The 12,515-nt window shown below is 74.9% G+C and carries 11 protein-coding genes; 7 read left to right on the top strand and 4 right to left on the bottom strand.

Translation table 11 applies throughout. The features are described from left to right. Nucleotides 1–23 precede the first annotated feature (23 nt). From ACFXPX_RS08065 to ACFXPX_RS08055, 3 genes are all read left to right on the top strand, one after another. Nucleotides 24–1,211: a sensor histidine kinase gene (locus tag ACFXPX_RS08065; protein ID WP_380640077.1), complete on the top strand. Its 1,188-nt coding sequence runs from the start codon at nucleotides 24–26 to the stop codon at nucleotides 1,209–1,211. Then, a complete protein-coding gene (locus ACFXPX_RS08060) occupies nucleotides 1,208–1,888 on the top strand; it encodes a response regulator (protein ID WP_380521274.1) in 681 nt (226 codons plus the stop codon). The genes ACFXPX_RS08065 and ACFXPX_RS08060 overlap by 4 nt, the downstream gene beginning before the upstream one ends. A 121-nt stretch (nucleotides 1,889–2,009) precedes the next feature. Further along, nucleotides 2,010–2,621, top strand: a complete 612-nt coding sequence (locus ACFXPX_RS08055; RefSeq protein ID WP_380640076.1) for a hypothetical protein — start codon at nucleotides 2,010–2,012, stop codon at nucleotides 2,619–2,621. 31 nt (nucleotides 2,622–2,652) lie between these two features. Here the strand turns inward: ACFXPX_RS08055 and ACFXPX_RS08050 are convergent, their stop codons facing one another. Both ACFXPX_RS08050 and ACFXPX_RS08045 read right to left on the bottom strand, forming a co-directional pair. Beyond that, the gene (locus ACFXPX_RS08050) at nucleotides 2,653–4,449 is read right to left on the bottom strand and encodes a hypothetical protein (protein ID WP_380586104.1); all 1,797 of its coding nucleotides are present in this window, start codon (nucleotides 4,447–4,449) and stop codon (nucleotides 2,653–2,655) included. Beyond that, nucleotides 4,446–5,510 (bottom strand): ATP-binding protein, encoded by a 1,065-nt coding sequence (locus ACFXPX_RS08045; RefSeq protein ID WP_375882031.1) that lies wholly within the window; start codon nucleotides 5,508–5,510, stop codon nucleotides 4,446–4,448. Before ACFXPX_RS08045 ends, ACFXPX_RS08050 begins: the two co-directional genes overlap by 4 nt. A gap of 112 nt (nucleotides 5,511–5,622) precedes the next feature. On the opposite strand from ACFXPX_RS08045, the gene ACFXPX_RS08040 reads away from it, so the two are divergent. The 4 genes from ACFXPX_RS08040 (at nucleotide 5,623) to ACFXPX_RS08025 (ending at nucleotide 10,041) form a co-directional block, all read left to right on the top strand. Continuing rightward, nucleotides 5,623–6,363, top strand: coding sequence for an NAD-dependent deacetylase (locus tag ACFXPX_RS08040; RefSeq protein ID WP_380586101.1), 741 nt, complete (start codon nucleotides 5,623–5,625; stop codon nucleotides 6,361–6,363). Nucleotides 6,364–6,437: 74 nt separating this feature from the next. Beyond that, complete coding sequence (locus ACFXPX_RS08035) at nucleotides 6,438–7,652, top strand: cytochrome P450 (RefSeq protein WP_375882036.1); 1,215 nt, start codon at nucleotides 6,438–6,440, stop codon at nucleotides 7,650–7,652. 21 nt (nucleotides 7,653–7,673) lie between these two features. Then, nucleotides 7,674–8,672, top strand: a complete 999-nt coding sequence (locus ACFXPX_RS08030) for an ADP-ribosylglycohydrolase family protein (protein ID WP_380521265.1) — start codon at nucleotides 7,674–7,676, stop codon at nucleotides 8,670–8,672. A gap of 37 nt (nucleotides 8,673–8,709) precedes the next feature. After that, complete coding sequence (locus tag ACFXPX_RS08025; RefSeq protein ID WP_380640074.1) at nucleotides 8,710–10,041, top strand: serpin family protein; 1,332 nt, start codon at nucleotides 8,710–8,712, stop codon at nucleotides 10,039–10,041. 11 nt (nucleotides 10,042–10,052) lie between these two features. Here the strand turns inward: ACFXPX_RS08025 and ACFXPX_RS08020 are convergent, their stop codons facing one another. After that, on the bottom strand, nucleotides 10,053–11,168 hold the full coding sequence (locus ACFXPX_RS08020; protein WP_380521261.1) for an ADP-ribosylglycohydrolase family protein: 1,116 nt from the start codon (nucleotides 11,166–11,168) through the stop codon (nucleotides 10,053–10,055). A 36-nt stretch (nucleotides 11,169–11,204) separates the two neighbouring features. Beyond that, on the bottom strand, nucleotides 11,205–12,506 hold the full coding sequence (locus ACFXPX_RS08015) for a DUF2786 domain-containing protein (RefSeq protein ID WP_380586095.1): 1,302 nt from the start codon (nucleotides 12,504–12,506) through the stop codon (nucleotides 11,205–11,207). Between the last annotated feature and the right edge of the window lie 9 nt (nucleotides 12,507–12,515).

Genomic DNA, 12,515 nt, shown 5'->3' with positions numbered 1-12,515 from the left:
CCGGGTACGGGGGAGGTACGACGGTGGAGCGCGCGGCGCGTTGGCGGAGCCGGACGGCCGGGCTGAGCCCGTACGTGCTGGACACCTTCCTGGCGGTCTGCTCGGCGGCGGTGTCGGTCTGGTCGGTCTACAACGACGACACCGACTGGCCCTGGTGGGTGTACCCGCTGGCGGTGTCCACCGCGCTGTTCCTGCCCTGGCGGCGCAAGGTCTCGCTGCTGGGCCTGATCGCGGGCGCCGTGCCCTCGCTGGCGCTGTCGGTGGTGGCGCACTCGGCGAACCCGCAGGTACCGCTGTACGCGGTGATCGGGATGTACACCATCGCGGAGCGCTTCCCCGACCGGCAGCGCTGGCCGGTGCTGGCGGTCGTGGTGGTCGCCAATGTGATCGGCACCCATTCGCCGAACGGCGCGCTGTTCAGCGTGCTGACCTCGGGCGGTTCCTTCGTCTTCGGCGCCCTGGTGCGCACCCAGCGGGAGCTGGCCCGGATGCAGGCCGAGCGGGCGCGGGAGGCGGGGGTGCGGGCGGCCAGCGAGGCGGCCCGGGCGGTCGCCGAGGAGCGGGCCCGGATCGCCCGGGAGATGCACGACATCCTGGCGCACGCGGTGTCGTTGATGGTCATCCAGGCCGAGGCCGGGCCGCTGGTGGTGCGCGACAACCCGGACCGGGCGATCCGCGCCTTCGACACCATCGCCGACGCGGGCCGCGACGCGATGGTGCAACTGCGGCGGGTGCTCGGCGTGTTGAAGGACCCGGAGGCGGAGCGGGAGCTGGCGCCGCAGCCCCGGCTGGCCGAACTCGCCGACGTGGCCGAGCGGGTGCGCGGGACGGGCCTGCGGGTGGACCTCGAACTCGCGGACGGGCTGGGCGGGTTGCCCGCCGACGTGGAGGCGGCCGCGTACCGGATCGTGCAGGAGGCGCTGACCAACACGGTCAAGCACTCCGGGGCGGACCGGGTGGCGATCCGGGTGGGCCGGGTCGACGGGGTGCTGGAGGTGGTGGTCTCCGACAACGGTCGCGGGATGCCGCCGGCCGCCGACCGTACGGTGGCCGGCTGGTCCGGCGGGCGCGGGCTGGTCGGCATCCGCGAGCGGGCCGCGGCCTGCGGCGGCCGGGCCGAGGCCGGTCCGGGGCCGGAGGGCAGGGGTTTCCTGGTGAGTGTCCGGCTGCCGCTGGGGCCGACGGGCGTGGTGGGGAGGGTGGGCGGATGACGCCGATACGGGTGGTGGTCGCGGACGACCAGGAGCTGGTGCGGGCCGGGTTCGGGATGATCCTGGACGCCCAGCCGGACATCGAGGTGGTCGCCGAGGCCTGCGACGGCGCCGAGGCGGTCGAGGCGGTGCGCGCGCACAACCCGGACGTGCTGCTGCTGGACGTCCGGATGCCGGTGATGGACGGCCTGGAGGCGGCCCGCCGGGTGTGCGAGGAGTTCCCGGCCACCAAGGTGATCATGCTGACCACCTTCGACATCGACGACTACGTCTTCGACGCGCTGTACGCGGGCGCCAGCGGCTTCCTGTTGAAGGACGTCCGCCGGGACGACCTGGCGCACGGGGTGCGCATGGTGGCCTCGGGCGAGGCGCTGCTCGCGCCCTCGGTGACCAAGCGGCTGATCGGCGAGTTCGCGGCCCGCCGCCCGGGCGGCCGGGAGCGGGCGGTGCGGCCGCCGTCCAAGCTGCTGGAGCAGCTGACCCTGCGCGAGCAGGAGACGCTGCAGCTGATCGCGCGCGGGCTGTCCAACGCGGAGATCGCGGCCGAGTTGGTGGTCAGCGAGCACACCGTGAAGACCCACGTCAGCAATGTGCTGAGCAAGCTCGGACTGCGCGACCGGGTGCACGCGGTGGTGTTCGCGTACGAGGCCGGGGCGGTGGTGGCGGGGGAGTCCTGAGGGGACTCCCCCTTGCGGGGGAGGGGCCGGTTTCGCCGGTACGGGCGATCCGCGACGAGGGGTCGGGCCGGGAGGCTCTGCGGTGTCGGAACGGACCACGGACACCGCAGGAGATCGTCAGATGAACGCCATCCGGAACACCCGCCTCACCGCTTACGCCGCCGTCGGCGCCCCCGCCCTGATGGCCCTGTACGGCGGCATCCGCCTGGTGCCCGGCTCCCGCGAGCCGGGCCTCGGCTGGACGCTCGGCCACACCGCGATGTTCGCCGGGCTGCTGCTGTTCGCCCCGGTCTTCCTCGCGCTGCGCCGACTGCTCGCCCCGCGCGGCACCACCGCCGGGCGGCTGGCCGCGAACGCCGCGCTGGGGACGGCGTTCGCGGGCCTGGCGGCCTCGCTGGCGCAGATCGGGATCGACCTGTGCGTCGGCCTGGCCGCGGCGGACAAGGCCGAGCAGTCGAGGCTGTTCGACCGGGTGCAGTCCGTCCCCGGGGTGCTCCCCGCCGTCTACCAGGTCGGCCCGCTGCTGTTCTACGTCGGCCTGCTGGCCCTGCTGGTCGCCGCCTCGGTCGGCGCGGCCCGGACGCTGCGCTGGTGGAGCCCGGTGCTGATGCTGGTCGGCACCGTCGCCTCGGCGGCCGACCTGGCCTTCATCCCGCTGGCCGCCGCCTGCTACCTGGTGGCGCTGTCCCCGCTGGTGCGGACCGGCGCCGCCCCTGCCCTGGCGCTGGCCTGACCGTCCGGTGGCCCGTCGGCCCGTCGGCCCGTCAGCTCATGCGGAAGACCGGTCCGCGCGGGGTGAACGGCAGTCCGGCTCCGCGCGGGACGAGGAAGGCGTGCTCCCGGCGCAGCCGCAGCACGTCGCACATGCCGTCGGTGATCACCAGGACCGGCGCCCCGGGCGGGAAGTCCTCGGCCCGCTCCAGCAGGTCGATGCCCGGCTGGAGGACGGTGCCGCCGCGCCCGTGCACCCGCAGCCGCCCGGCGATCTCCTCGACCGGGAGGTACCCGGCGTCGTGCGGGGCGGCGTCGCAGTGCACCACCCGGGCGGCCGGGACGTCCCGGGCGGCGGCGTAGGAGGCGATCGCGCCGAGGGCCTTGCCGAGCAGCGTCCGGTCCATCGAGCCGGAGGTGTCCAGGACCACCCCGAAGGTGCAGCGCGGCACCTCCTCCTCGGGGTGGTAGCGGCCGGCCCGGGGGATGTCCGGGGTGGCGGACTGCCGGCGAGCCGGGCGGGAGTAGCTGCGCACCGGCTCCGGGCGCGGCACGAACTCGTCGAACCAGCGCGCCAGTCGCGCGTCCCAGGGGAGCGGCGGGTGGGCGAGCGCGCGGATCTCCTCGACCAACCCGGCCGGGAGCAGCCCGCGTTCACGGCCGTGCAGCTCGAAGCCCTGCTGGAGGCCGCGCCGGTAGAAGTCGTCCAGGTCGACGTAGTCCCGCGGCGGCCCCAGCGGCTCGCCGAGGATGTCCGGGCGGTTCTTCCCGGCGAGGGTGGCGAGCCGGCGGATCCGGCGCTGGTCGCGGGCGATCCGGTCGTACACCTCCTCGGCCGACAGGCCCTTCAGCTGCGGGTCGTGCAGCAGCCCGTCGGGCATCTCGCCGACGTTCATCTCCAGCAGCCAGCCGTTGATGACGTAGTCGGCGGCGACGTTGAACAGGAACGGGTCCCGCCCGCCGCGGCGCTCGCCGTGCCGCAGGGCGGCGTGCAGGATCTCGTGGCCGAGGATGAACCGCCACTCCTCGTCGGAGTGGTGGCGCAGCGGGTTCACGTAGATCTCGGCGGCCTCGGCGTTGACGGCGGCGACGGCGATGCCGTGCGCCCGGGCGAGTTCGGCGTCGGCGACGACGGTGAGGCCGGCCGCGATGCCGCCGAGCAGCGGGTACGAGGAGACGAACCAGTTGAGCGCCCGGTTCCAGGGCCGTTCGGGCAGGCGCTCGCCGGTCTCGGCGTCGATCCGGCCGCCGGCCCGGTCCATCGCGGCGGACATGGTGCGGGTGAGGGCGGCCGCGAAGGCCGCCGGCCAGTCCTCGCGGGCCCGGCCGTGCCCGCGCCACTCGACCAGCAGCTGGTCGCAGTCGGCGGTGCCGGCCGTCCCGGCGGTGCCGGGCAGGGGCAGGCCGTCGCGGCGCCAGCGCTCGGCCAGCTCCTCCTCGTCCCCGCCCGGGTACTCCTGCGGGAGGGTGACCGGGGCGCGGCCGACCGGGAAGGTGGCGAGGAAGCGGTTGACCACGGCGCAGCGGGCGGCGACCTGGTACGGGTCGGGCTGGGTGCGGGTGCCGCGGTCGCCCGGGAGGTGGCCGAAGCCGAGGTGCAGCAGGCCGTGCGCCAGCACCCAGGCCCACTCCTCGGGTTCGGCCCGGCGGCGCGGGTTGACGTGCAGGGTGCCGTCGGAGTCGGCCACCGCCCAGCCGTCGGGCGGGGCCGTGGTGCACTCCTCGGAGCGGCAGACGTCGGCCCGCAGGGCGGCGAGGGCCGGGTTGCCGCGCAGCAGCCGGACGCCCTCCTCGAAGGCCACGGTGCCCGGGTCGGGCTTCTTCGCGGCGGCCTTGGCCGGCCGCTTCACCGGCGGGCCTCGACCAGTCGGGGCATGTCCCGGGCGGCCTCGATCAGGAACCAGGAGGGCAGTACCGGGTTGCCGTCCGCGCCGTCCGCGATCACCGTCTGGGCGACCTCCACCGAGATCTCGGCCAGCTGCACCAGCAGCGACTTGGCCCGGAAGGCGGTCTGCCGCTGCGCCCCGGAGGCGTGCTCCTTGCTGGCGGGCAGTTCCTTGACCAGCCGGCCGCGGAAGGCGTCGGCCAGGTAGTAGAGCAGGTCGCGGTCCTCCAGCCGGTGCGGCCAGCGGGCGTCGCCCTTGAGGATCGCCTCCAGGCCGTAGGAGTTGCGGACGATCTTCGCGTAGCCGCAGAAGGCGATCGCGTGCTGCGGGGTGAGCAGCCCGTACGTGACCACCTTGAGGGTCTCCTCGTCCAGGGTGGGGCCGAAGGAGTTCAGCGCGTCGGAGAGCATGTGCCAGGCGCGCGGGGTGGAGAACGGCTCCTCGGTCTTGGGCGGGGCGGACCACAGGTGGTCCGGCCGGTCGGTGAGGTGGTCGAGGATCCAGGGGTGGATCCCGGCGCCGGCCGCCCAGCGCAGCCAGTCCTCGGCGCTGGCCCGCAGGTGGACGTGGACCATGCGGTTGACCAGCGCGGAGGCCATCGGGCGGGCGAGCGCGCCGTCGGTGGCGCGGTTCCCGGCGCCGATCACGATGGAGCCGGGCGGCAGCTCGTAGGAGCCGATCCGGCGGTCCAGGATCAGCGAGTAGAAGGCCTTCTGGACGTCCGGCGAGGCCGCGTTGAGCTCGTCCAGGAACAGGCAGTACGGCTCGTCGCGGGCGATCTGCTCGGGCGGGCAGAACCGGGAGCGGCCCTCGGGGGTGAGCTGCGGGACGCCGATCAGGTCCTCCGGGGCGAGCTGGGTGCCGACCAGGCTCACGCACTCCAGACCGAGCGACTCGGCGAACGCCCTGACCAGGGAGGACTTCCCGATCCCGGGGGCGCCCCAGAGGAACACCGGGCGGACGGTGGCCAGGCCGAGCAACAGCTCGGGGATCTGGGCGGGCGAGACGCTGACTGCTCCCTGCACGGGGCTCCTTCACGGCAACGGTGGGTGACCGGCCCAGTGTGCGGCGGGAGTTGACGGGGCGCATCCGGATTTTCGGTGGCCGCCGCGCCCCGCCGCCCGTACCGTCCGGGGCATGAACGCGAAGCGCCCCCTGATCGCCGTGCTCACCGGCGCGGGCATCTCGACCGACTCCGGCATCCCCGACTACCGCGGCCCGCAGGGGCTGTGGCGCAAGGACCCGTCGGCCGAGGAACTGGTCACCATCGGCCCGTACCGGGACGACACGAAGGTGCGCGCGCGGGCCTGGCGGATGCGGCTGGAGACGGCCGGGCTGGACGCCGAGCCGAACGCCGGGCACCGGGCGCTGGTCGACCTGGAGCGCTCCGGGCTGCCGCTGCGGGTACTCACCCAGAACATCGACGGGCTGCACCAGCGGGCCGGCCTGACCGCCCGCAAGGTGCTCGAACTGCACGGCAACGCCCGGGAGACCCAGTGCCTGAGCTGCCGGGTGGTCGGGTCGATGGCGCAGGCGCTGGCCCGGGTCGAGGCGGGGGAGCCGGACCCGGCCTGCCGGGAGTGCGGCGGCATCCTCAAGCCGCGGATCGTGATGTTCGGCGAGAACCTGGACCAGGAGGTGCTCGGTCAGGCCGACTCCGTCGCCCGGGCCTGCGAGGTCTTCGTCGCGGTCGGCACCAGCCTCCAGGTGTTCCCGGTCGCCGGGCTGCCGTACAACGCGGTGCGGAGCGGCGCGAAGCTGATCATCGTGAACGCCGAGGAGACCCCGTACGACGCGGCCGCGGCCGAGGTGATCCGGGAGCCGATCTCCCGGGCGCTGCCGAGGCTGGTGCGCCGGCTGGTGCTGGAGGGGGCGTAAGGACCCTTTACGGACGTACCGCACGCATACGATGATCTTCCCGGCTTCCCCTCACGGCCTGGAGTGATCGAGCGATGACGACGACGGCGAAGTTCGACCCCTGGTCGGCGGAGTTCGTGGCCCACCCGTACGACGCGTACGCCGAACTGCGCGAGCACGCGCCGGTGACGTACCACGAGCCGACGAACCAGTGGCTGGTCTCCCGCCACGAGGACGTCAGCGCCCTGCTGCGCGACCGGCGGCTCGGCCGCACCTACACCCACCGGTTCAGCCACCAGGAGTTCGGCCGCCCCGAACCCGACCCGGCGCACGAGCCCTTCCACACCCTCAACGACCACGGGCTGCTCGACCTGGAGGCCCCCGACCACACCCGGATCCGCCGGCTGGTCTCCAAGGCCTTCACCCCGCGCATGGTCGAAGGGCTGCGGCCGACCGTCCGGCGGCTGGCCGGGGAACTCGTCGACGACCTGCTCGCGGCCGGCGGCGGCGACCTGATCTCCGCCGTCGCCGAGCCGCTGCCGGTCGCCGTGATCGCCGAGATGCTCGGCGTGCCGGAGGGCGACCGGCACCTGCTGCGCCCCTGGTCCGCCGACATCACTGGGATGTTCGAGCTCAACCCGAGCGAGGAGGCCGCCCGCCGGGCCGTCACCGCCAGCACCGAGTTCTCCGACTACCTGCGCGCCCTGATCCGCGAGCGCCGGGGGAACCCGGGCACCGACCTGATCAGCGCGCTGATCCAGGCCCAGGAGGGCTCCGACGCGCTCAGCGAGCAGGAGATGGTCTCCACCTGCGTGCTGCTGCTCAACGCCGGCCACGAGGCGACCGTCAACACCACCGGCAACGGCTGGTGGGCGCTGTTCCGCCACCCCGGCGAACTCGCCCGGCTGCGCGGCTCGGTGGACGCCCTGCTGCCCACCGCCGTCGAGGAACTGATGCGCTGGGACACCCCGCTGCAGATGTTCGAGCGCTGGGTGCTGGAGGACATCGAGGTCCGCGGGGTCACCGTGCCGCGCGGCGCCGAGATCGCCCTGCTCTTCGGCTCCGCCAACCGCGACCCGGAGCGCTTCGCCGACCCCGACCGCCTCGACCTCGGCCGCACCGACAACCCGCACGTCACCTTCGGCGCCGGAATCCATTTCTGTCTGGGCGCCCCCCTTGCCAGACTGGAGCTCACCGAGTCCTACGGCACGCTGCTGCGCCGGGCCCCGGGCCTGCGGCTGGTCCGCGAGCCCGAGTGGAACCCCGGCTACGTGATCCGCGGGCTCAAGGAGCTGTTGGTCGACGTGTGACGGGAAGCGGGGGAGAAGGCCGTGGGCAAGGCGACGGGGGCACTGCTGGGGCTGGCGATCGGCGACGCGATGGGCCGGCTGACCGAGTTCCAGGACGTCGAGCGGATCGCCGCCGACCACCCGGACTGGCGGCGACTCCCGCTGCCGCGGAAGGCGTTGGTCACCGACGACACCCAGATGACGCTCGCCCTCGCCCGCGGCCTGCGCACCGCTCTGGCCCGCGGGCCCCTGACGCCGCTGCGGCTGGCGCGCCCGGTCCGCGAGGAGTTCGTCGACTGGTGGCGCTCCCCGTCGAACAACCGCGCCCCCGGCATGACCTGCCTGCGCGCCTGCGAGCGGCTCAGCCACGACGAGTACCGCTGGCAGCAGGCCAGCGACGTGGGCTCCAAGGGCTGCGGCGCCAACATGCGGGTCGCCCCGCTCGGCCTGATCCGCGACCTGGACGCCCGGCAGCTCTCCGGCGCCGCCCAACTCCAGTCCGCGCTCACCCACGGCCACCCGACCGCGCTCGCCGCCAGCGACCTCACCGCCTACGCCGTGCGCAAGCTCGCCGAGGGCGTCCCGCCCGCCGGACTGCCCGCCGTGCTGCGGGCGTACGCGCTGGCCGGCCGCGAGCGCTACGACGAGTTCTGGCTCGGCGACCTCGCCGACCACTGGTACGGCGCCTCCCCGCAGGCCGTCATCGCCCGCGGCTGGGACGACTGCCTCACGGTCCTCGACCAGCTGGACGCCGCCCTCGCCGCCCCCGACGTCGAGGCCGACCCCTGCCTGGCCACCGGCGAGGGCTGGGTCGCCGAGGAGGCCTTCGGCACCGGCCTGCTCTGCTTCCTGCTGCTGCCCGACGACCCGGTGGCCGCCGTCCGCCGGGCCGCCTACTCCAGCGGCGACTCCGACTCGCTCGCCTGCCTGACCGGTGCCTTCGCCGGCGCCCACCACGGCGAGGCGGTCTGGCCCGCGGAGTGGGTCGAGCGGATCGAGCACCGGGACGAACTGCTGGAGTTCGGCGCGCTCTGGGACTGAGCCGGAACCGGGCGGAGGGGTGCCGCGTCGAAGGGCCATGACGAACAGCAGCAGCGGAACCCGTCGTCGCCCGCCCCGCCGCCCCGCGGCACTGCTCCTCGCCGCCGCGCTCGCCGCACCGCTGGTCAGCGGCTGCGGCAGCACCGGCCCCGGCACCGCCGCCACCGGGGAGCAGCGGGCCTCCGCGCCGGCCACCCGGCCCGCCGTCGACCAGGCCTCGGTGGCCGCCACCGCCAAGGCCACCGACGCCTTCGGCCTGGACCTCCTGCACACCCTCACCGCGAAGCCGGACACCGCCGGGCAGAACCTGGTGGTCTCGCCGTCCGGGCTGTCCACCGTGCTCGCCATGCTGCTGCCCGGCGCGCGCGGTGCCACCGCCGAGGAACTCGCCAAGGCCCTGCACACCGACCTCGACCCGAAGCAGTACGCCCTCGCCGTCGGCGCGCTCGACCGGCCCGTCCCGGCCACCGACGGACCCACCCTGCGCCGCAGCGACCAGGTCTGGACCCAGCAGGGCTTCGCGGTGAAGCCCGACTACCTGGCCACGCTCGCCACCGCCTTCGACGCCGGGGTGCGCACCACCGACTTCGGCAAGGACCCGAACGGCTCCCGCGAGGCCGTCAACTCCGCCGTGGAGAAGGCCACCGAGGGGCAGATCAAGGACCTCTTCGCACCGAACACGATCAACGCCGACACCCGGCTGGTCCTCACCGACGCGCTCTACCTCAAGGCGAAGTGGGCCTCGGCGTTCAAGCCCGGGCAGACCGCGGACCGCCCGTTCCACAAGCTCGACGGATCCGCCCCGGCCGTCCCGTCGATGAGCCAGGCCGGTGAGTTCAAGTACGCGGACGGCTCCGGCGGGATCGTCGGCGAGCCCTGGCAGGCCGTGGAACTCCCGTACCAGGGCGGCGGTCTGGCGATGGACCTGATCGTCCCCGCGCAGGGCGGTTTCGCCGCCTTCGCCAAGGGGCTGGACCAGCCCCAGCTCGACCGGATCCTCGGCGCCCTCGCCGAACGGCCGGTCGACCTCCAGCTGCCGCGCTTCCACTTCGACACCTCGAACGAGCTGAGCCCCGCGCTGCGCTCGCTCGGCGTCCACTCGGTCTTCGACCGGGCCGACCTCGGCGGCATCGCCGACCAGCCGCCGCTCGTCGTCAGCACGGTGGTGCAGAAGGCCACCGTCCAGGTCGACGAGGAGGGGACGGTCGCGGCGGCCGGCAGCGGCGTCGGGATCGGCGTCGCGGCGGCGCCCGCCCCGGACCGGCCCGTCCAGCTGCACATCGACCGGCCGTTCCTGTTCCTGATCCGGGACACCGCCACCGGGCGGCCGCTGTTCCTCGGCCAGGTCGCCGACCCCGGGGCGAGCTGAGGAGCGTCCGGCTACCAGGCGGGGTAGCGCCCGCCGAGCGCCGGGTGGCCCGGGTCGCGGCTGCCGAACAGCACCAGCAGGTCGTCCGCGACCGTCAGCAGTTCGGCCCGCCCCTCGACCGCCCCGACCCAGTCGGCGGGCAGCGCCGAGGCGCCGTACGCGGCCCCGACCAGGTTGCCGCAGACCGCGCCGGTGGAGTCGCTGTCCCCGGAGTGGTTCACCGACAGCAGCAGCGCGGTGCGCACCGGATCGGGGTCGAGGGTGGCCGCCAGCAGCGAGTGCACCGCGATGGCCAGGCACTCCTCGGCGATCCAGCCGAGCCCGACCCGCTCCACGGTGTCCGCCGAGGGCTCGGCCTCCTGGGCCAGCCGGACCGCCCGGGCCAGCGCCTGCACGGTCTCCTTGGACTTCGGCAGCTCGCGGATCTGCTCCACCGTCTCGCCGACCGCCGCCCACGGCTCCGTCCCGGCCGCCAACCGCTCGACCAGCGCCGCGAAGGCGCCCGCGGCGAGGTAGCCGGTCGGGTGCCCGTGGGTGAGCTGGGCGCACTGCACGGCCAGCCCGAAGGACTGCTCCGCCCCGAGCCGGGCCAGCCCGAACGGCGCCGCGCGCATCACCGAACCGCAGCCCTTGGAGCCGGGGTTGATCGGCCCCGGGCTCCCGATCGGGGCCGGCGCCTCGAACACCGGGTGCTCGGACACCCCGCTCAGGCAGGCGTTGCCCGGCGCCCGCCGCGCGTACAGGAACGGCCGGCCGAGCAGCCAGCCGTCGTACGGGCGCGGCTGCGGCTCGGTGTCCGGGGCGCCCTGGTACTGGGTTCGCAGCCAGCGCCGGTACGCGCCGTGCACCGCCTCCGGCACCGAGCCGCCGCCGCCGGACCAGCCGCGGACGAAGCCGCGGATCAGGCCCTCCGCGGTGAACAGCGTCATCTGGGTGTCGTCGGTGACCTCCACCGACCCGGCGCTCCCGGACGGCAGCGCGGTCACGCCCTGCGGACCGAACCGCTCGCGGATCTGGTGGAGCTGCTGGAACTCCACCGGCCAGCCCAGGGCGTCGCCGATAGCGCCGCCGAGCAGCGCGCCGCGCACCCGGTCCCGGTATCCGGACTCCGCTGTCGACTCCGTCACGTCGGATCCCCCTTCGTTCGTGGCGGGTCGTTTCTATCAGGCGGGCGGCCGGTTGTGGATCTCGCCCCGCCCGTGCAGGGCGGCGCGGTCGGCCGCGGCCCGCCCGGCCGCCCAGCCCTCGCCGTCGCTGACCCGGACCCGCTGGGAGACCAGCTTCGGGAACAGCCGGCCGACCTCGTCGTCCACCGCCGCCGAGCGGGCGGCCAGCGCGGGCAGCAGCCGCTCGTCGGGCAGCAGCTGCTCCTCGGTGCCGTCCTCGCGCAGGTGGCGGCCGGCCGCGGCGGCGCTGGTGGCCCGCTCGGTGGCGGCGGTCAGCCGCTCGCGGATCCGGGCCGCGTACGCCACCAGGAAGGACTGCCGGAACGCCTTGCTGCGCGAGTCCTTGCCGGACCCGGCCTTGTTGAGCGCGTGGGTGGCCTGCACCAGCAGCGAGGTGTAGAGCAGTTCGACGCCGTCCAGGTCCCCGTCGAAGCCGATCACGGTGCAGAAGCCGAACTCCTTGGCCCACACCACCCGGCACCGGTTGGCCGCCGCGACCGCGTCCAGCAGCATCGTCTTGGGCCCCTCGTACGGGTTGTCCACGCCGATCCGCAGCGCCGCCGGGGTGTTCCGGTCGGCCCCGGCGGCGGCCAGCAGCGCGTCGTCGATGCTGTGCTGGGCCATCAGCTGCTGGGCCTTGGCGGTCAGCGCCTCGGCCTCCTCCGGGAACTCGGTGGACTCGGCCTTGGCCAGCAGGGCCCGGATCCGGGCCAGCATCCGCGGCTCCCCGGCCGACGACCCGGGATGCTGCGGCCCGGCCGGGCGCCGCACCGGCCCCTGCTGCCCGGGGGCGGGGCCGACCGGGGCGATCGGGGGCAGCCGGCCCCAGCTGCGCAGCAGCTCCAGCAGGGCGGTGGCGAGCGCGAAGCGGTCCAGCCGGTGGCGGTGGGCGAAGGCGCCGAGGTACTGCTCGTCGGCGGGCCACCAGACCTCGGCCTCCAGCTCGCGCAGCTGCTCCTGCCAGCGCCGGTCCAGGGCGGCGGCGGGGTGGCGGCGGGCCTCGGCGGCGATCAGGTCCACCGCGAGGGCCAGGTGGACGGGCTTGAGCCCGCGCCGTACGACCCGCACCAGGTCGGCCGGGCGCCAGCCGGCGGACCAGCAGCGGCCCACCGCGGTGTCCGCGTACCCGAGCACCGACCGGCTGACCGCCGGCCACTGCCCGGCCGAGGCGGCCAGCAGCGAGGCCCCGGTGTCCAGGGCGAGGTCCAGCCCCTCGTCGGGGGCGGTGAGCACCGAGCGCACCGCCTGCTCCAGCAGCGGCCCGGCGTTCCCGTCGCCCTGCTGCGCGCGCTTGCCCACGGTGTGTCC

This window comes from Kitasatospora sp. NPDC059146 (genome assembly GCF_042786665.1).
Classification (GTDB): Bacteria; Actinomycetota; Actinomycetes; order Streptomycetales; family Streptomycetaceae; genus Kitasatospora.
The sequence above is the reverse complement of the archived record's forward strand: the minus strand, read 5'-3'. Positions and strand labels throughout refer to the sequence as shown.